Origin of the sequence: Candidatus Accumulibacter sp. ACC003, from assembly GCF_907163085.1 — a bacterium.
Classification (GTDB): Bacteria; Pseudomonadota; Gammaproteobacteria; order Burkholderiales; family Rhodocyclaceae; genus Accumulibacter.
Map to the genome: position 1 here is coordinate 398,562 of NZ_CAJQTX010000007.1, position 18,541 is coordinate 417,102.

13 protein-coding genes, 1 other RNA gene and 1 pseudogene are annotated in these 18,541 nt (G+C 64.5%); 5 read left to right on the forward strand and 10 right to left on the reverse strand.

All coding sequences use genetic code 11. The features are described 5' to 3' along the window. Positions 1-31 precede the first annotated feature (31 nt). From QZ656_RS17215 to ssrA, 4 genes are all read left to right on the forward strand, one after another. Positions 32-1,204, forward strand: a complete 1,173-nt coding sequence (locus tag QZ656_RS17215; protein ID WP_291994548.1) for an ATP-binding protein — start codon at positions 32-34, stop codon at positions 1,202-1,204. Between the two features lie 16 nt (positions 1,205-1,220). Beyond that, entirely contained in the window at positions 1,221-2,594 is a 1,374-nt protein-coding gene (locus QZ656_RS17220) for a sigma-54 dependent transcriptional regulator (protein WP_291994549.1), read from the forward strand. A gap of 73 nt (positions 2,595-2,667) precedes the next feature. Beyond that, positions 2,668-2,991, forward strand: coding sequence for a flagellar hook-basal body complex protein FliE (gene fliE / locus QZ656_RS17225; protein WP_291994700.1), 324 nt, complete (start codon positions 2,668-2,670; stop codon positions 2,989-2,991). Positions 2,992-3,194: 203 nt separating this feature from the next. Then, positions 3,195-3,499, forward strand: a transfer-messenger RNA (tmRNA) gene (gene ssrA, locus QZ656_RS17230). A gap of 253 nt (positions 3,500-3,752) precedes the next feature. Here ssrA and QZ656_RS17235 read toward each other — a convergent pair. Then, positions 3,753-4,109 (reverse strand): hypothetical protein, encoded by a 357-nt coding sequence (locus QZ656_RS17235; RefSeq protein WP_291994550.1) that lies wholly within the window; start codon positions 4,107-4,109, stop codon positions 3,753-3,755. A 296-nt stretch (positions 4,110-4,405) separates the two neighbouring features. On the opposite strand from QZ656_RS17235, the gene QZ656_RS17240 reads away from it, so the two are divergent. Next, positions 4,406-4,726: a hypothetical protein gene (locus QZ656_RS17240; protein WP_291994551.1), complete on the forward strand. Its 321-nt coding sequence runs from the start codon at positions 4,406-4,408 to the stop codon at positions 4,724-4,726. On the opposite strand, the gene QZ656_RS17245 is transcribed toward QZ656_RS17240, so the two are convergent. The 9 genes and pseudogenes from QZ656_RS17245 to QZ656_RS17285 all read right to left on the reverse strand — a co-directional run bounded on the left by QZ656_RS17245 (position 4,694) and on the right by QZ656_RS17285 (position 18,495). Then, positions 4,694-6,187: a bifunctional aminoglycoside phosphotransferase/ATP-binding protein gene (locus tag QZ656_RS17245; protein ID WP_291994552.1), complete on the reverse strand. Its 1,494-nt coding sequence runs from the start codon at positions 6,185-6,187 to the stop codon at positions 4,694-4,696. The two genes, QZ656_RS17240 and QZ656_RS17245, sit on opposite strands and share 33 nt — an antisense overlap. A 3-nt stretch (positions 6,188-6,190) precedes the next feature. After that, a pseudogene (locus QZ656_RS17250) lies at positions 6,191-6,763 on the reverse strand (cation transporting ATPase C-terminal domain-containing protein); the annotation flags it as partial. A 202-nt stretch (positions 6,764-6,965) separates the two neighbouring features. Continuing rightward, complete coding sequence (locus tag QZ656_RS17255) at positions 6,966-8,630, reverse strand: hypothetical protein (protein ID WP_291994553.1); 1,665 nt, start codon at positions 8,628-8,630, stop codon at positions 6,966-6,968. 150 nt (positions 8,631-8,780) lie between these two features. Continuing rightward, positions 8,781-9,713, reverse strand: coding sequence for a fructosamine kinase family protein (locus tag QZ656_RS17260; protein WP_291994554.1), 933 nt, complete (start codon positions 9,711-9,713; stop codon positions 8,781-8,783). Between the two features lie 255 nt (positions 9,714-9,968). Further along, positions 9,969-11,414: a diguanylate cyclase gene (locus QZ656_RS17265; RefSeq protein ID WP_291994555.1), complete on the reverse strand. Its 1,446-nt coding sequence runs from the start codon at positions 11,412-11,414 to the stop codon at positions 9,969-9,971. A 233-nt stretch (positions 11,415-11,647) separates the two neighbouring features. Continuing rightward, positions 11,648-12,691 carry a GGDEF domain-containing protein gene (locus QZ656_RS17270; RefSeq protein WP_291994556.1) on the reverse strand — a complete coding sequence of 348 codons (1,044 nt, stop codon included), beginning with the start codon at positions 12,689-12,691 and terminating at the stop codon, positions 11,648-11,650. Between the two features lie 280 nt (positions 12,692-12,971). Beyond that, positions 12,972-15,842 carry a response regulator gene (locus QZ656_RS17275; protein WP_291994557.1) on the reverse strand — a complete coding sequence of 957 codons (2,871 nt, stop codon included), beginning with the start codon at positions 15,840-15,842 and terminating at the stop codon, positions 12,972-12,974. Between the two features lie 19 nt (positions 15,843-15,861). Further along, on the reverse strand, positions 15,862-16,320 hold the full coding sequence (locus QZ656_RS17280) for a rhodanese-like domain-containing protein (protein ID WP_291994558.1): 459 nt from the start codon (positions 16,318-16,320) through the stop codon (positions 15,862-15,864). 273 nt (positions 16,321-16,593) lie between these two features. Beyond that, the gene (locus tag QZ656_RS17285; protein WP_291994559.1) at positions 16,594-18,495 is read right to left on the reverse strand and encodes a diguanylate cyclase; all 1,902 of its coding nucleotides are present in this window, start codon (positions 18,493-18,495) and stop codon (positions 16,594-16,596) included. Positions 18,496-18,541: the final 46 nt, after the last annotated feature.

Genomic DNA, 18,541 nt, shown 5'->3' on the forward strand with positions numbered 1-18,541 from the left:
TAGCCGTTTACCGCCAGGGACTTTCCATCCGATGAGCCAAGTCGCCCCATCGCCGGGCCAGGAAGTGAAGGCGCAGGAGCTGCAGCGCGCTTTCGACGCTTTCAATCAGGTTTCGCTGGCTTTGACGCAGTCGTATCAGGGACTGCAGGCGCGTGTCGAATCGCTGACCGCCGAACTGGCCGTCGCCAACGGCGAGTTGCGTCGCCAGTACGAAGAGAAAGAGGCGCTTTCCGAACGCCTTTCGCTGTTGCTCAAGGCCTTACCGGCCGGCGTCGTTGTCCTCGACAGCGGTGCTTGCGTCAGCGACGCCAACCCGGCGGCGACCCGGATGTTTGGCCCGGCGATGCTCGGCCAAGCCTGGCCTGCGCTGGCGCAGGCCAGCTTGGTGGCCACCGAGGCGCCGGACGAGTGGCAACTCGATTCGCGGCGCCTGACGATCGTCGAAAGCCCGCTCGATTCGACCGGCGGGCGCATTCTGCTGATCCACGATGTCACGGCCGCGCACGGCCTCAAGGCCGATCTGGAGCGTAATCAGCGTCTCGTAGCGATGGGCGAAATGGCAGCGTCGCTGGCCCACCAGTTACGTACGCCGCTGGCAACGGCCTTGCTCTACAGCGCCAATCTCGGTCAAGCGGAGCTTGCCGACGCGGCGCGCATCCGCTTCGCCGGCAAGGCCACCGCCCAGCTCAAGCGCCTCGAGCGACTGATTCAGGAGGTGTTGCTGTTCGCCCGCGGCGAAAGCATCGGCCGCGATACCACTGCCGTCAGGCAATTGCTGAGCGATGCCGCGCAGACCGTCGAGCCCTTGTTCGTCGACAAGTGCGTCGCTTTCCGCCTGCTCTGCGACGCCGATCAGGCGGTGGTTATCGGCAGCCGCAAGGCACTGGTCGGTGCTCTGGTCAATCTGCTCGAAAATGCCCTGCAGGCGTGCACGGTCGCCGGCGAAGTGACACTCGCGGCGACACTGGTCGGCGGCTTGCTGCGCATCGGCGTGCGTGATACCGGCGCCGGGATGGCGCCCGATATCCAGGCTCGCGTCTTCGAACCGTTCTTCACTACCCGCGGCCAGGGCACCGGGCTCGGTCTGGCGATTGCGCTGGGTGTAGCGCGCGCCCATGGTGGTAGCATGCAGCTCAGTTCGGTACCCGGCGAAGGGTCCGAGTTCGTGATCATGCTGCCGGCACAAGTGGCGGCGGGCGACTAGAGGAAATGTGAAGCGGATGGCGTCAGGATTGCCGATATTGATCGTCGAAGACGACGCCGCTTTGCGCGAAGCGGTCTGCGATACCCTTGAACTGGCTGAGCAGTCGGTGATCGCCGCTGCCGGCGGCGAGGAGGCTCTGGAGATTCTCGGCCGGCGCCCGGTGTCGCTGGTGGTCAGCGACGTACGCATGGTGCCGATCGATGGCATCGCCTTGCTCAAGGAAATTCGTCGCCGCTTTACGCACCTGCCGGTGGTCCTGATGACCGCCTTCGCCGACGTCGATCGCGCCGTCGAAGCGATGCGCGCGGGAGCTTGCGATTTCCTGCTCAAACCCTTCGAGCCGAAGGCCTTGCTCGATCACGTCACGCGCTATCGGCTGCCGGAAGTGCACGATGATCATCGGATCATCGCCTGCGACCCGGTCAGCAGCAATCTTTTCGCGCTCGCCAAGCGCGTTGCGCAGAGTGACAGTACCGTCCTGCTGACCGGCGAGAGCGGCGTCGGCAAAGAGGTTGTGGCGCGCTTCATTCATCGCAACTCAACGCGGCGGAAGGGGCCGTTTGTCGCCATCAACTGTGCGGCCATCCCGGACAGTCTGCTCGAAGCGACGCTTTTCGGTTATGAGAAGGGCGCTTTCAGCGGCGCTCAACAGGCGCAGGCGGGCAAGTTCGAGCTGGCGCAGCACGGCACCTTGCTGCTCGACGAAGTGACCGAAATGCCGCTTCTCCTGCAGGCCAAGCTGCTGCGTGTGCTGCAGGAGCGGGAGGTCGAGCGGGTCGGCGGCAAGCAGCCGGTGGTCCTCGACATCCGGGTCGTTGCCACCTCCAATCGCGATATGGCCGACGCCGTCGCAAGAGGACTTTTTCGCGAGGATCTGTTCTATCGCTTGAACGTTTTCCCGCTGCTGATTCCGGCTCTGCGGCAGCGACCAGAGGACATTGTGCCGCTGGCGCGCCACTTCCTCGCCGAACATGGCGGGCGCGCCGGCCGTCCCGCCCTGCGTCTTTCGGCAACCGTCGAGGCGGCGCTGCGGCAGTATCCCTGGCCCGGTAATGTCCGTGAGATGGAAAATGTCATGCAGCGGGCGGTGATTCTGGCTACCGGCGACGCTGTCGATCTCGATGCCCTACATCTGGCAGCAAGGGGGCCGGTCGACCCGACGGCTGTGCCGCGACCGGCGAGCGCTGTGTTGTCCAGGGTTGCGGCGCGGCCACCAGCGGCTCCCCGAAAAGGCGACAATATGCGCGAAGTCGAGCGTGACCATATCCTGGAAACGCTGGCCGCTGCGGGTGGTTCCCGAACCCTGGCCGGGCAGCGTCTGGGGATGTCGGAGCGAACCTTGCGACACAAGTTGCGGCAATACCGCCTGGAAGGGTTTCTGAAGAGTTGACCGCTTGTTCGGGTTTAAAGGGCGGCTGGCTCATTTTTTGCTTTGCCAAATTGAGCCGATTGTGGAGAAAAGAATGGACACCAAGGGAATTGAGCAGGCGCTGAGTGCGTTGCGAGCTAGCTCGGTAGCCGCTGGCGGTCGTGTTGCCGAGGCGCAGAGCCCGCCTGCAGGGGCGACGGACTTTGCGCAGGTGTTGCAGAATTCGATTGCCCAGGTCAGCCAGACGCAGCAGCAGGCGGAAGCGATGGCGGCAAATTTTGCCGGCGGCAATGGCACCGAGAACCTGCACGAGGTGATGATCGCCTTGCAGACGGCCAACCTGTCGTTTCAGGAAATGATCCAGGTGCGCAACAAGCTCGTCTCGGCCTACCAGGACGTCATGAATATGCAGGTCTAGCGCGCCGATTGGCGCTGCTGGAACGATGCCATATCTTTGCGCTAGCAATCGGTGCGCCAGGCGCCGAACGGCCGGCGTCAGGGGGCCGAGGCCGGGGGCGATTGCCGGCGGCGGTGGCAATGCTGACCGGCCATGCGCAGCCGGCGGCGTCCTCGTGAGGCTTTCAAGCGCCCTGAGGCGTCGCCGTAATCGTTTGCTCCTTGAAGCGTTTACTTCTTGAGTTCCGGGCTGGCTGCGCCCATAATGCGGCGCATAGTCGTAATTCCGGCAAACCGGAAGCGTTCTGGACGCGGGTTCGATTCCCGCCACCTCCACCACTATGGGGGTGCACTGGTTTCGACAGGGTGACAGATGGCGAGCAGGCGACTCGAGAGGCGACGGACGTAATCCGCGCAAAACCACAAACGCCAACGATGAGCGTTTCGCAATGGCCGCTTAAGGCCTGCTGAGGATGTAGCCGTCCAATAAACAGAATGGCTATCGGTGGGGACTTCGGTCCCCACCGTCATTTCCGCTGGTCTTCGGCGGCTCTTCAATTTGTTGGTTGGGAGCAGCGCCGATCGTCGGCGCGTGACAAGCGAATGGTCGATTGGGCCGTGGATTGTCCAGAGGAGCGGTTTTTCGCGCCGCTATTGGTGTCCCTGGCCGCGGCGCCGGCACAAGAAGCCATCGGCGCGCCGATGGCGCGGTTGTGAGCGTTCGGAAAAGCCCGCGGAATGCGCTTGGCAGGCTGTCGAACCGCGCGGTGGTGCAGCGGCAGTTCAGTTCGCCTTGGCGTCTTCGGCCTTGCGGTACTCGCTGTAGTCCGTGAGTTGCGTTTCAAGCTCATTGAAGCTTGACGACGGTTTCTGCCCGAGCCGTGACAGCCGACGCATCAGTCGCTGCTGGGCAAAGGTCTCTGACGAGTCAGGTTTGCCCAACAGATATTCCGAGCCGCGTCGGGTCATCACGACCATCGAATTGGACTCGAAGCTGTAACCCGTGACCGGCGACGTTCTGATGTGCGAGGACGATGGGAAGCGTGGATTCTTGCCGTAGACCCGCCCCTCAATGCATACCAGGGTCTCGCCTTCACGGGTAATCAGCTCCAGGGTTTTCCAATTATTGAGAATATTCATAGTACTCCCCCACTCTGTCCACGACGCGTGCTGCCACGGCACGCCCGCATTCTACGCGAGAAAGCGATTCTGCGTAGTCTTTTGGACGTGCATCGGGCGCTCTGGCAGAAGCGGCCGAGAGGCGTGATCGTGTGGCTAATCATCATTTATTTCAAGTAGATGCATATTGATAGAAAATTTGTTGAAGCGGTTGCCTGCGAGCCGTGATTCCTTGTGCGGCGGTCGATTTGCTGGCTTGGCTTGCCCCGCAGCGCCGACCGAGTCCGCTGGCGCGAAGTGGGTTGCCGTGCAGATCGATGAAAATCCCCGCCACGATCCGTTTTACGAAATTGTCGTGCCAAGAAGCGGCGGCGCGAGTTGCTTCCGGCTGGCGCCGTCAATTCACCAGCAAAAAGCCTGCCAGTTTCTTTATGCAGATAATTAAAGCATTAAACCATCTATGTGAGCGGGTCGTTGCTGAGTTGAAGGAAGGTCGGTGTAAGATTTTTCGACACTTCTACCGCCCGGCGAGCTGCCGCAGCCGACAACGCGCCTTTGCCAGCGTCGTTGGCGCCGCGCCGCTCGTCGCGGCGCCGCGGCTGGCTCTACAGCAGACGGTCGCGTTCGTCGGCGCGTAGTGCTTCGATACGCGATAGCTGTTGGGCGAGTACGGCGAGCGTCGCTTCGGACGCGTCGCGCCCCTTGGCCAGCCGGCCGCGAACGCGCGCCCGCAGTACCGCTGGCGTGGCCTGCGGCGCGACGATGAAGAAAGGCGCTCGCAGCTGCGTCGCGAGCGCCCGGAAATCGTCGCGCCGGGAGCTTTCGAGGAAGCTCGCGTCGACGATCACCGACCAGCCGGCGGTGAGCATTTCCTGCGCCAGCTCGTGCAGGCGGCGGTACGTTCGCTCGCTGGCGTCGCGCGCGTAGATTCCACGGTCAAGCGCTGAGCCGCTGCTAGCCGCACTCGCCAGGTCGAACAAGCGCTTGCGTTCGACGTCGGAGCGCAGGCGGAGCGTTGCTGCCGCGGCGTCACGTAACAGCAGCCGCCGCGAAGCTCGGCTCTTCCCACAACCAGCGACGCCATGGGTGATGATCAGCCGCGGCGTCGGCGGTTTCGCCAGACCTTCGGCGAGTGCCAGATAATGGCGCGCGCGGCTCAGATCGCCGGTGGTCTGCGCCGCCAGGATGGCCGCCACTTTGGCGCGGACCAAAGCGCGATAGACGGCGTAGAAGCGGAGCACATGCAGCGCGTCGTAGTCGCCGTTGCACGCCAGCCACTCGTCGAGCAGCCAGCCGGCGAGGCCTGGCTGACCCTGGTCGATCAGGTCGATGTAGGTGAAGGCAATTTCACTGGCGACGTCGATCCAGCGCAGGTCTTCGCTGAATTCGATGCAGTCGAACAGCCGCACGCGCTCGTCGATCAATACCAGGTTGCCGAGATGCAGGTCGCCGTGGCACTCGCGAACGCGGCCGGCGGTTTTACGGGCGGTGAAGCGTGGCGCCAGGCGGTCGAATTCGTTGCGGGTCCAGGCAGCCAGTTGCGCCAGTCGCAGCGGCTCATCGTCGCTGCCGAGCAGCGACGCCAACTCGGTGAAGTTCGCCAGCGCCGGCGCCAGGACCTGCGCCGGCTCACCGAAGCGCGTCGTTGCCGGCGCCGTTGCGGCCTGCTGGTGAAAATCGGCGACTGCGGTGGCGAGCGCCGACACCTGCCGCACCTTGAGCTGACCGCGCTTGCAGAGATGGTCGAGTCGGCCGCGCTCGGCGAAGCGGCGCATCCGGACGGCGAACTCGATGGTTGCGCCCGCGCCGTCGATATGCGGGTCCGCCGGCGATCCGGTAATGCGCACCACCGCCAGGTAGAGGTCCGGCGAAAAGCGGCGATTCAAGCGCAGCTCGGCTTCGCAGCAGCTTTGCCGCTGGGCCAGCGTGCGGTAATCGAGGAAAGGCAGGAGCAGTGCCTTCTTGATCTTGTAGGCGAAGGAACCAGCCAGTAGCAACCACGAGGCGTGCGTTTCGACGAGGTCGACGCGCGTCGCCGGGTCGGGATAGCGAGCCGGGTCGAGCAGTGCTTCGATCAGTGCTGGCCGTATCGATGACATCGCTCAGTTCCTCGGGGTGCGCCGCACGAAAGCCTTGTGCGGCTCTTCGAGTGCCCACATCAGCAGCGCGCAAGCGGCTGCCAGCAGCCAGGGTGAGCGGTCGATCGGTGGCGTACCGACTAGCCGGTTGCCGGCTGGCGTGCCCAGGATCAACAGAATCACCGCCAGCTCGGAGGTGATGCCGAGCTGCAGCAAGCGATTGCCAGTGAAGCCACCGGCCATCGCCGCCGCGGCTTCGAGGACGCCGAGGAACAGGTCGGCGCGGGCGACCGGCGCCCACGACAGCCGCCGCTCGCCGAGCGCCAGCGCCGGCAGCATATCGGTACCCATGCCGACGGCCAGGATCTGGATGATGGTCAGCGGCAGCGGGATGCGCAACAGGACGAAAGCGAGGTAGGGCACGATCTCGAGGATACTCGAGCTGAGGATGTAGGTGAGGAACTTGCGGATATTATCGAACACCGCGCGACCTTCCTCAATCGCCGCGACGATACTCGCGAAGTTGTCGTCGAGCAGGATCAGGTCGGCCGCTGCCTTGGTGACGTCGGTGCCGTTGACGCCCATGGCAATGCCGACATGCGTGGCCTCGCCGACGCTGCGGCCATCGGCCGAGGTGTTGAGATTGGTCAGCGACTCTTCGACAGCGAGGGCATGGATACGCACGGGACGAGATTCATGACGCCGGAGCGGCTGCGGCAGCAGCGCTGCAGCTGGCCGCCGATCATCGCCGGCTGGCAGCGTCGCGACCGACGTCTGGGCGTCGCCAGTGAGCGTTGGCTCAGCCGCCGTCGGGCGGGCGTGGCCGGCGCCAGACGGCCGTCAGCGCGGCGAGTTTGGCGCGCGGCGAGAGACGTTCGTCGGAGAGCGCTTCGAGAAAATTCGAAAGCACTTTCGACTTGGCGATGGCGAAACCGGTCAGCAGCGTCGACGGCACGGCGACCAGCGCAAAAAGCGCCAGTCGCTCGGCCAAGGGAGCGTGCGTGGCGTCGAGCAGGTTCATTCCGAGGACGCCGGTGGTGACCGTCGCGATCAAGCCGGCGGTGGTCACCACGGTCAGGCGGACGACCGTATTGGACTGCCGACGCAGGCTGTCGCTGTCGAGGTACTGGCTCATGTCCTGGATTTCCTCGCGCAATTCGGTGTACAGGCGCTCGCTGCCGAGGTGTTCTCTGGTCAGTTTGAACATCGCGCGGGCCTGGGCCTGGTCGGAAATCTCGTAGAACCAGTAGCGATGCGTGAAGCGCAGGAAGACTTCGAGGATTTGTCGAATCGCGCGCTTGAATTCCTTGACCGATTCGGCGTCGCCGATGCGCAGGTGATTGAGCGCCGTCACCAGGCGGTCGGAGAGCATCAGCAAGGCCGCCTTGTGAAAGTGCGGGATCAAGGCGAGCAGGAAGAACTGGTGGCGAAACTGTCCGAGCAGGCCGTCCTCGAGGCCGCTGAAGTAGGCGTCGCGGGCGCTGCCGACCATGACCACCGCGTGTCCGCAGGAGAGCAGGCGGCTGCCCGGCTGTTCGGCCTGCGGGTGCCAGTAGCGGTCGTAGCAATAGCGTGCCTCGAAATCGTCAAGCGGCAGGTCGGACGCGGGCGGCGCGCCAATCTTCCCCGGCCCGGTGATCAGCACCAGGCGGGCGAAGTCGTCACGGCTGAGCGTGCGCGGGTCGTCCATCGCCAGGTAGGCGAGGAGCGGCATGCGGTGATACTCGATCTGTCGATAGCGGACCAGCCCTTCCTCGTCCGAGTGGTGCAGCACCAGGGGGCGCAGCAGGAACTCCCAGTGCGACGCGATGCACGGGGCGCGGAAGCGCGAGACGGAGCTGAGGTACTTGCTGCGTTTCTCGTAGTCTGAAGCGGCCAGCACGCGGCCGTCGGGCGCGATCCATTCGCTGCGCTTCAGGCAGTGGCTGCCGCTGCCATCGTCGTCCCAAGACGGTGGATAGGCGCGTCCGAAACGGTACAGCGTGTCGTGCACCTGCCGCAGTTCGAGGTCGTCGGCGAAGATTTCGACGACCAGAATGAGCACCTCGATGTCGTAGAAGAAGTAGAGGTCGAGGTGCGCGATGTCGAAATCGATAGCCTCGTCGCGGTCCTTGAAGAGCATGCGCACTTTGGCCACGTCATGGCGGCGGAAGATGCGGATCGGCGATTCGCCGTCGCGCGAACTGCTCCCCTTCTGGCCACCGCCTTCACCGTAGAGGAAGCGCTGGACGTAAGGCAGGAACGTGACAAACTCGCTGTAGTGGCGCTCGTGAAACTGTTCGGGGTCGCCGCTGAACTCGTCGGCAAGTTCGCGCCACGGGTTGTCGGCGTCGCTCCGGTCGAGCAACTGACTATGGCTCTGGAAAGGTCCGCCGTCGGCCAGCGGCATCAGTTGCAGGGGCCACATCAGGATCTGCCGGAAATGGCGGACCCGTTGGCCTGCGTCGTTTGTCGCCACGTCCATCGGCGTCTCCGGAAGAGTAATCGCCGGAGTCGGCCGGCAGGCCATGCTAGGGCCTTGCCGTCAGGACGTCAATGGCATCGTCGCCAGTCGTTCGCACCGGCCGGGCAGGGCGCTTGCCGGTCGTCGGCAAGCCACCGCGCCGGCTGCTGATTAGCCGTCGATCTCGGCCAACAGCATGCTCAGCATGCGTTCGGCCTGACGCAGATAGCTGCTGCCAAACAGCTGCAGGTGATTGAGCACGTGGTAGAGCTGATAGAGCGTCTGGCGCTGCGCGAAACCATCAGCGAGCGGCCAGGCCTCGTAATAGGCGGCGTAGAAGCGTTTCGGGAAGCCGCCGAAGAGTTCGCTCATCGCCAGATCGGCTTCGCGGTCGCCAAAGTGCACGGCCGGATCGAACAGTGCCAGCGTTCCCGAGTCGTCGATCGCCGCGTTGCCGGACCACAGGTCGCCGTGCAGCAGACTCGCTGGCGGCTGATAGCCAGCGAACAACAGCTGCAGCTTTGCCGCCAGGCGTTCGCCCTTGGCGACCAGACTGCTGTGCTGGCCATGACGTCCGGCCAACAGCAGTTGTGGCAATAGCCTCTGGCGAGCGAAGAACGAAGGCCAGTTGTCATCCCAGGCGTTGCTCTGTGGCGTACTGCCGATGAAGTTGTCACGCTGCCAGCCGTAGCGCGTTCCCTGGATGCGGTGCAGTTCGGCAAGGGCCCGGCCGGCGAGCGCCGCGTCGCCTGCTTCGGCAAGCGCGTGCAGACGCAGATATTCCAGGACCAGGTAGGCGTGTCGGCCGCTGACGCCGTGGCCGACGACGCGTGGCACGCGCAGCGCCGGGCAACTGGTCAGCGCGTTCAGGCCGTCGGCCTCGGCGGTGAACATGTCGGCCAGCGCGGCGTCATGCAGTTTGACGAAGCAGCGCCGCTTGCCGCTCGCCACCAGCAACGTTCGCGAGATCGAGCCGCCGCCGATTTCGCTGACGGTGTCGATCGTCGCCGCCGAGCGGCGGTCACCGTCGCCGTTGCCGGCAAGCAGCTCGCGCAAGGCCTCGGCAAGCGCTGGCTCGAGATGCACGCGCGGACTCATGAACATCCTTTCAAGGCTCGTCGCATGCCGGGACGGTCTCCGGTAAAGGCGGCGACAGCGCTTGCCGGGCGGCTGTCGCGAGCCGGCGAAGCGCTACCGTCGGCCGCCAAGGATGTCGCCGTCGCGGCCAGAATGGCGCGCCGCCGACGCCACCCTGGCTGCCAGGGAAGCCACCAGGGACGCCGTAAAAAAATAGGCGCCGGTCGTTGCTGCGGCTGAGCGCAGGCTTTTCCGTCGGCGCCATGGCGGCCGTCAGCGGCGTTAGCCAGCGTCGGCGCTGGCCGCCCTGCTGCGCCGCAGGTGGTCGAAGAACTTGCGGTCGTTGCCGAGCAGATGCTTGGTGACGACATCGTGCGCCAGGAACTTGAAGACGTCGCCAACGCCTTGCGTGCCAGCGTGGTAAGCGGCGGCCATTTGCAGCGATTGCTCGATCAGCTGGCGATGCATGGCAATGTGTGCGCTAGCGTCCGGATAAGCGGCGGCGACGAAGATCGCCTCTTCATCCTGGAAGTGCTTGCGCAGATCGGCCAGCAGTCGGTCGACTATCGCGTCAACCTGCTCGGGCTCGTGCCCGGAAAGAATCGCCGACAGCAGTTCATTGGCATCCGCGAAGAGCAGCTGATGACCGTGATCGATGGCTTCGTCGCCGCATTCGTACGCCGGCCGCCAGACCAGTTGGACGAAATTGCCGAGCACGTAGTCATTGGTGTCGGCGGCGCCATCAGGCTGATTCGCTGCAGCCGCCAGCTGGACCCGATTGCGGCCGCCGGCCTTGGCTCGATAGAGTGCTTCGTCGGCGCGCTGCAACCACTCGTCCCAGGATTCGCCAGCGCCGCATTCGGCGACACCGATGCTGATGGTCAGCTGCTCGATGACCGGGAAACGGGCGTTGGCAATCAGCTCGCGCAAGCGTTCGGCAAGCATCGCGGCCGTTGTCCGATTGGTGTCGGGGCACAGGACGACGAATTCTTCGCCACCCCAGCGCGCTAGCGCGTCGGTACCGCGCAGGCCGCTTTGCAGCAGCTGGGTCAACAACTGCAGCACCTGATCGCCCGTGCCGTGACCGTGCTGGTCGTTGACCGCCTTGAAGAAATCAATGTCGAGGATCAGCAGGCTCAGCGGGTGCTGATATCTTTCGAAACGTGCCATTTCGCCAAGCAGGTACTCGGCGAGTCGGCGCCGGTTCCAGGCGCCGGTGAGCTTGTCGGTGCCGGCGGCTTCTTCCAGCTCGACGACCTCCCGTTGCAATTTTTGATTGGCGTGCTGCAGGCTGTCCAGCCGCTGCTGTAGCGCCGTGCCTATTTGAGGGGCCGAGCTTTCGCAGATCATCGCGGCAATCGACTGCAGTTTCTGGTCGGCTCCGAGGATCGCAAACTTGAGGCACAGGTAGAGCCCTGGCTGCCCGTTGAGCGCCAGCTCGATCTCCTCGGAGGCTGTCGCGGCACCGTCGCGGATGCGCTGTTCGCAACGTTCGAGCGCCTCCCGCAGATCGACCGGCACGAGCTCGCTCTCCGACTTGCCGGGGAGGTCGCCGCCGCCCTGGCAGAGGAGTCGCTCCATACCCGGGTTGGCCAGCCGGTAGTGTCCGTCAAGCCCTTTGACGCCAAAGCAGACGTCACGGCGGAACTGCATGAGCAGCGGCAGCAGCCCTGCCACTTGAATGACGCCTTCCCTGGCGAGAGTGTGCATCAAGTCGTTGTCATTCATACCTGACGGATCCTCAAGCGGGGGCGGGCTGTGGTGCGAAAATTGCTGCAAGGCCAAGTTCATTGGCCGAAAGCGGGCGAGAGTATACGGCTTTCGAGACCGGTGAACAAGCTGTTGTGACTACGATTTGCCTTGTCGAAGCCGCGCTGTGACCCGAATTCGGGCGCGGCTGGCAACCAGGGGGCAAAAAGTGTCGGGACGGCCAGGGGTACGGCAGTCGCCGGCGTGTCGGCTTAGGTGCTGAACGCCTCGGCCGCCGGGCGTGCTGCCAGGACGACGCGATTGCGCCCCTGCGCCTTGGCGGCGTAGAGCGCGCGGTCGGCGCGGCTGATGAAGTCCGCAGCCGACTCGCTGGCGACATGATCAGCGACACCGATCGAGACCGAGATATTGCCGATCATCGATCCGTTCCTGGCGCTGCTCCTGATCCGGCTGGCGGCGACCAGCGCGCGCAGCGCTTCGGCCAGGCCGAGCGCGCCACCGCGCGGTGTCTGCGGCAGGATGACGGCAAATTCTTCGCCGCCGTAGCGCGCGGCGGTGTCCTTGCCCTTGACGTTGGCCTTGAGGATCTCGCCGACAGCCGCCAGCACCGTGTCGCCGAACACGTGCCCGTGCGCGTCATTGATCCGTTTGAAGGCGTCCAGATCGATCATCAACAGGCACGGCCCGTGGGCGGTCGCGGGCTGCTGCAGGCAAGCGCTCATGGCCAGATCGAAGCCCTTGCGATTGACCAGTCCGGTCAGCGCGTCGATCAGGGCTTCCTGGCGGGCACGGGCAACTTCCTCCTTGAGCTGTTGCGCTTCGCGGCTGCTCTCTTCCAGCCTGTCTTGTAGTGTGCCGATCGCTTTCTGCATGGCACGCGTGCCGCGCAGGATGTCCTCGACACCGGCCGCGAGGTCGCCGGCCGACTGGCCCAGCGCGCCGCTCCAGCTCTCGAGCGAGTTGCCAAAGCGCGACGCCTGATCGCTGGCGTCGGTGGCCGACGCCGACACCTGGTCGACCAGATCACTGACGCTGTTGCCGATGCGCAGCGCGGTCTTCGCGTCCAGTTCGGCGACGTGCTGGTGATAGAGCGCGCAGGTCGCCTCCTCGTTCAGCTTGCCACACTCCTTGAGCCGAGCGTCGATCGCCGTCTGCAGGTCCGGGTTGAGGCGCGCCACGTACTCGTACCAGATTGCATAGCTGAGGGGATGCAGGGCAGTCTCTTGCTGGGTCATCCGTTTGATGGCCTGGCGCAAGTAGTCGGCGCTCTGCGCGTTGTTGTGAAGGTACCTCATGGTGGTCCTCGCGTGATTCGTGTTCTTTGCAGGTTGGCGAGTGTATTTTATTCTCCGCGCGCTATCTGCGCAGTGACCGCAGGCGCCCGACGACTTGCCGGCCATCGCCATCCGCGAGCATAGCGGTGCGCGCCTGCGTCGTCCAGCGCCGGTCAGAGCGATCGGTGCCTCGAAATGATCGATACCGTCCGGCATTGGCAGCTTGACCACCGCCGACTGCAGTCGGTCTCGCAAGGCTCGCAATCGAACTGGCTCAGCGTCTCGTGTTGCCGCCGCCGCATTAGCTGATCGTCTTCTCGGGACTCCGATGAAGCATGGCTTGCAGCGCCGCGAGGGCACTCGTCAGCGTGCTTTCCACCTCAATACACCGGGTCTTTGCGCCCTCGACGGTGGCGTTGCGGCCGAGCATTTCGAGCTCCTTGCAAAGTGCTGCCAGTTTCTCGGCACCGACGTTGGCGCTACTCGATTTCAGGGCGTGCGCGGCCCTGCGCAAGGCTGCGGCATCGCCGGCTTCGGCCGCAGCTTGCAGTTGCGCGAAGCGCGCCGGCGCATCTGCCAGGTAAGCCGCTATTATTTTCTCGACCAGCAAGGCGCCGTTGGCGCCGGGCAGCTGGCGTATTGCTTCGAGCGCGCGTGGATTGATCGGCTCGGCGCTGGCCGCGGTTGTCGCTGCTGGCGCCGGCCCCGCGCCGGTCTGGGAGGAAGCGGAGCGAGCGCTGGGCGCGGTCGACTCGGTCGCGGCATCCACTGGCGCGGGCGCCGGTCGCGGTAGCCAGCGCTGCAGCACGGCGATCAGTCGCTCGCGCGTGAACGGTTTGCTCAGGTAGTCGTCCATGCCTGCCGCCAGGCAGCGCTCACGGTCACCCGTGACGGCGTTGGCGGTCAGCGCAATGATCGGCAAGTGGCCGAGCAGCAGGCTGTCGCGCTGTCGAGCGCGGATTTGCGCGGTCGCCTCGAAGCCGTCCATTTCGGGCATCTGGCAATCCATCAGGACGAGATCGAAAGGCTCGTGCAAGAGGCGATCGAGAGCGATCTGGCCGTTGTCGGCGACGCTATAGGCCACTCCGAGCGATTCGAGCATGGCCGCGGCCACCGCCTGATTGACCGGGTTGTCCTCGGCGACCAGCACCCGCCCGCCGAGTTTGGCCGGCACGACCTCGGCGCCCGCGCACGGCGTCGCCGTCAGCGGGGAACTCGCTGAGGAAGTTGGCGAGGCAGCGACCGGCGTCAGCAGCAGTGGCGCCAGGACGGTGGCGATCGCGTCGTACAGGTCGGACTGGCGCACCGGCTTGTCGAGCGAGCAGTTGATCGCCGCGTTGCGCCGATCCGGATGATCGCTGCCGACACTGGCCGACGAGAGCATGATCAGTGGCAGCTTGGCCCAGCGTGCGTCGCGCCTGATGGTGCGCGCCAGTTCGAAGCCGTCCATGCCGGGCATGTGCAGATCGAGGAGCGCCAGGTCAAACGCGGGCGGCGCGCTCTGCTGCAGTGCCTGCAGCGCCTGCTGACCGTCAGCGGCACCGGTGTAGTGCATCGACCAGGCTTCGAGCTGGTGGGTGAGAATTTCGCGGTTGGTGGCGTTGTCGTCGACGACCAGCACGCGCCGGCCCTTGAAGCGCTCAGCCGGGGGAAGAAGCGGGCGCGTAGCGGCGTCCTGCTTTTGCAGCGGCAGCTCGAACCAGATCAAGGTGCCGCGTCCGGCCTCGCTGTGCAGGCCGATCTGCCCGTCCATCAGCTCGACCAGGCGTTTGGCGATCGCCAGCCCGAGGCCGCTGCCGCCGTAGCGCCGGGTCGTCGAATTGTCGGCCTGGACGAAGGCGCTGAATAGTCGGGTTTGCGCTTCCTCGCTGATGCCAATGCCACTATCCTGGACTTCGAAGCGATAACGCGCCTGCTGCGGCGTCTGGTCGAGCAGCATGGCGCGGAGGGCGACCTCGCCGCGCTTGGTAAACTTGACGGCGTTGCTCACCAGGTTGGTCAGGATCTGGCGTATGCGCATCGGGTCGCCGCTGACCGCCACCGGCAAATCGTGGGGGATGCAGCAGACCATTTCAAGGCCCTTGGCCTGGGCGGGCTGAGCGAACATGCCGCCGAGATCCTCGATCAGTTGCCTGAGATCGTAAGCGATGTGCTCGATTTCGATCTTGCCGGCTTCGATCTTGGAGAAATCAAGTACGTCGTTGATGATGCTCAGGAGATGCTCGCCGGACTGATAGACGGCGTCGGCGAAGCGCCGCTGCTTGGCGTTCAGCGCGGAGTGACGCAGCAGTTCGGTCATGCCGAGGATGCCGTTCATCGGCGTCCGGATCTCGTGGCTGATCGTCGCCACGAACTCGCTCTTGGCGCGGCTGGCAGATTCGGCAACCTCTTTGGCCCGGCGCAGATTGGCGGCCTGCACCTCGAGGTGGCGGTCGCGATCGTCGACTTGCTTGAGCATGGCGTTGAAGCCCCGGGCCAGTTCGCCGATCTCGTCGCCCGTTTCGATCGCTGCGCGAGTCGTGTAGTCGCCGTCTTCCGCCACCCTGGTCATCACGCTGACGAGGCGCGAGATGGGCGCCACGATGCTGCGGTAAGTCCAGAAAAAAAGACTCAGCAGGGCGAGCACCATGAACAAGGCGGCTGCCGTTGCCAAGCCGATCAGGCGGTGCAGTTCGCTTACGGCGGCTTCGCTGACGCTGACACGCCAGCTCTCGATAGCCGCGTTCAGTTGATTGGCCTCGTCGATCAGTTTGCCAAAAACGACCATCGCTTCGTCGTTGTCGGTGCTCGGCGCACGAATCCTGCTGAACGCTTCGGCTTTGCGGCTGTATTCCTGCCACATGGGCTGGATGGCGGTCTCGACTTGTGCGCGTAGATCGGCATCGTGGGTTGCCGCGACCAGCTTGGGGAAGGTCCGCTGGTAGTCGAGCAGGCTCTTTCTGGCGAGCTCAATGGAAGGTATGGTGCCCTGCGTGAGCAACACCTCGTCGAGTGCGCGCAGAGTCAGTTGCAGGTTGATGGAAGCCTCGGCGGCGGCGATGGTCATCGCCGTGCTGCGCAGCATCAGGCGGTAGCTATAGGCGCCGGTCGCCGCCAGCACGATGACGATGGCGAGCGCAAGAACGCCGGCGGCGATCAGCCGGCTTCGGATGCTCGGGTTGCCAGTGGTCATCGCCAGGGCACGCGGCTCGCTATTCGACCGGCAGACCCTTGGCAAGCCATCCGGCAAAGCCGTCGCGCAGCCAATGCACGTTGCGGTAACCCGCCCTGACAGACAGCACGGTCGCCTTGTAAGACTTCCAGCCCGCCGGGCCATCGCTGTAAATGACGATGCTCACGTCCTTGTCGGCCGGTAGCCTGGCGATGGCGAACGAGTCCTGCGCCGCGGCAAAGTCCGGCGTGTAATCGCTTTTTTCCTTGTAAGCAATCAGCGTGGCGCCAGGCACGTGGCCCTTGCCGTAGTTGAGCGGGCTGCGCATATCGAAAAAGGTCGCGGCTTTCCCGTCGAGCATCGCCTTGGCTTCTTCAATGGTAACGATCCTGGCGCCTTCGACTCTGGTCGGCGTGGCGGGTCTGATCTCGTCGGCAAGCAGTGGCGCGGCGGCCAGGCTGATGAGGGTGGCCAGGCCGAGAATCGTCCGGGTGAACATGAGCAGATCTCCTGGGGAACGTGAAGATGGTTCAAAAAACGGGCATCGACGCAAAGCAAGAGCCATGAATCCTAGCGGCACGCCGAGGCAGGAACTTTAGCCCGATGAGCGCTTCTCAAGCGCTCATCACCTGGCCGGTATCAGGATCCGCTGGCCATCGGCAACGACCGATCAGGCGACTGCGCCTGGCGGCGTCCGGGCAAACGTGGCGTCTCGTGCGGCGAAAACGGGCGGCAATTCCGTGATGACTCGCGGACGGCATCCGTTGCTCGTTCAGACGTAGACGGCCTTGCCATTGACGAGCAGGCAGACTCGATCCCGGCCGGCATTCTTGGCGGCGTAGAGTGCCTTGTCCGCCGCCTTGAGCATGTCGCTCTCATTGGCCATGCCGGCTTCCCGGTTGGCCACGCCGATGCTGACCGAGGTCTGGATATCGACGCCATCGATACTGATCTTGAGGGCTCCGACCATTCTGCGCAGACGCTCGGCCGCCAGCAGCGAAGCCCTGGGGTCCGCGTCGTGACACACCAACAGGAATTCTTCCCCACCAATGCGGCTGACGCTGTCGTCCTTGCGGGCGGCCGTCTGGATCGCGCTGGCGACCCTTTGCAATACCTGGTCGCCAACGGCATGGCCGTAGCGGTCGTTGATGGACTTGAAAAAATCGACGTCGATCATCAGTGCCGCCACAGGTTTGCCGGTGCGCTGGGACGCGCTCCAGAAACTGTTGAGCGCCTCCATGCCGGCGCGTCGATTGGGTAGCTGCGTCAGCAGATCGGTCATCGCGGCGTGCTCGAGGCGCCGGTTGCTGATCGCCAATTCCGCCGCGAATTTGTTGAGCTGCGCCCGGTCGTGCTCCCAGGCTCCGAGCAGCGTCACGTAGTGTAAGGCCGCCCGCATTCGGGCGCTGAGGGCGCGGGCATTCAGGGGTTTGGGCACGTAATCGTCGACGCCCGCCTCGAAGGCCTCGATGATCGTTTCTTCCGTCTCCTCGCCCGTCAGCATGATGACGTACATCGACTGGCCCCAGTCGGTGGCCCGCAGCGCGCGGCAAAATTCCAGGCCGTCCATGACCGGCATCAGCCAGTCGGTGATGACGATCTGCGGCATGACTTCGAGGGCCACCGTCAGCGCGTCCTGGCCATTCTCGGCGGTGTACACCGTGCAGCCGAGAAGGTGGCACAGTAAACCTTCGGTCATGATGCGGGTCGTCGGTTCGTCCTCCACCAGCAGGACCACTCTGCGCGTCAGCGCTTGCGCTGTCTCCTGCTCTGGGCGGGGTATCGGGGCGTTGGCCATGGCGTCGAACGACGGCGGCAGGCTGGCGGGAACCTTGAGCAATTCGGCCCACTCGTGCCACTGCCGAACGACGCGGTCGAAGACTTCGCCCAGTGCCATCGAATCCAGACCAATCTGGCCGCCCAGGCGCATCAGTTCGGAGATGTTGCGGTGGCGCTCGCCAAGCGGTGACAGACCAAGATCGGCCATGCGTCGCGCCTGGAAGAACAGCTGCGCCAGTTGGTAAGGCCGGGAGCCTTCTAAAAAGTCAGAGGTCTCCGGATGTTCATGGTAATGAAGCGGTTCCGCCAGGGCCTTGGGGATGCCGCAGTCGGCCAGGATAGCGGCCGTGAATTCGCGGTGATCGACCCCCAGCCGCTCGTGCTCGCGCTCCAGGAGCGCCGCACCCTGGTCGTGCCCGGTCAGTATCGCCGCGTAGTCGTCGGGGTAGACCGTGGCCAGCGCCAGGCAGCCAATCTGCGCCAGCAGTCCGCAGGAGAATAATTCGTCAGGTGAAGCCGTGCGCACCGTTCTGCCCAGTTCCTGGCTGGCCACTGCCATGAACAGCGAATGCGACCAGAAACCGGCATAGTCGAAGGCGCTGCAGGGGCCGATCAGATACTGGTCGACCAATGAGAAGCCCATCGCCAGTTGTTGCACGGTGGCCATTCCCAGGCGCATCACCGCTTCCCGGATCGAGACCACTGGCCGGTTGGCCAGCGCGGCTGGATTGGCCAGGTGCAACAGGCGGCTGCTCAGCGCAGGATCGCTCTGCACCACTCTGGCCACCTCGTCGAGCGTCGCATCGTCGCGGCGACAGATTTCCATGATCGCCATTGCCACGCCTTTTGGGCTGGGGAGTTGGCCACTGATCCGCAGTTGTTCGATCTGGTTCATGTTTGCCTGCTGCCGGTAGAGGCTTGTTCTTGTTGACGACTCGCGC

Bases quoted from the DNA above. Each gene is read 5' to 3' on its own strand.
- QZ656_RS17220 (WP_291994549.1), top strand. From the start codon at position 1,221: ATGGCGTCAGGATTGCCGATATTGATCGTCGAAGACGACGCCGCTTTG.
- QZ656_RS17280 (WP_291994558.1), bottom strand. From the start codon at position 16,320: ATGTTCACCCGGACGATTCTCGGCCTGGCCACCCTCATCAGCCTGGCC.
- QZ656_RS17215 (WP_291994548.1), top strand. From the start codon at position 32: ATGAGCCAAGTCGCCCCATCGCCGGGCCAGGAAGTGAAGGCGCAGGAG.
- QZ656_RS17270 (WP_291994556.1), bottom strand. From the start codon at position 12,691: ATGAGGTACCTTCACAACAACGCGCAGAGCGCCGACTACTTGCGCCAG.
- QZ656_RS17240 (WP_291994551.1), top strand. From the start codon at position 4,406: ATGAAAATCCCCGCCACGATCCGTTTTACGAAATTGTCGTGCCAAGAA.
- QZ656_RS17235 (WP_291994550.1), bottom strand. From the start codon at position 4,109: ATGAATATTCTCAATAATTGGAAAACCCTGGAGCTGATTACCCGTGAA.
- QZ656_RS17285 (WP_291994559.1), bottom strand. From the start codon at position 18,495: ATGAACCAGATCGAACAACTGCGGATCAGTGGCCAACTCCCCAGCCCA.
- fliE (WP_291994700.1), top strand. From the start codon at position 2,668: ATGGACACCAAGGGAATTGAGCAGGCGCTGAGTGCGTTGCGAGCTAGC.
- QZ656_RS17265 (WP_291994555.1), bottom strand. From the start codon at position 11,414: ATGAATGACAACGACTTGATGCACACTCTCGCCAGGGAAGGCGTCATT.
- QZ656_RS17255 (WP_291994553.1), bottom strand. From the start codon at position 8,630: ATGGACGTGGCGACAAACGACGCAGGCCAACGGGTCCGCCATTTCCGG.
- QZ656_RS17275 (WP_291994557.1), bottom strand. From the start codon at position 15,842: ATGACCACTGGCAACCCGAGCATCCGAAGCCGGCTGATCGCCGCCGGC.
- QZ656_RS17245 (WP_291994552.1), bottom strand. From the start codon at position 6,187: ATGTCATCGATACGGCCAGCACTGATCGAAGCACTGCTCGACCCGGCT.
- QZ656_RS17260 (WP_291994554.1), bottom strand. From the start codon at position 9,713: ATGTTCATGAGTCCGCGCGTGCATCTCGAGCCAGCGCTTGCCGAGGCC.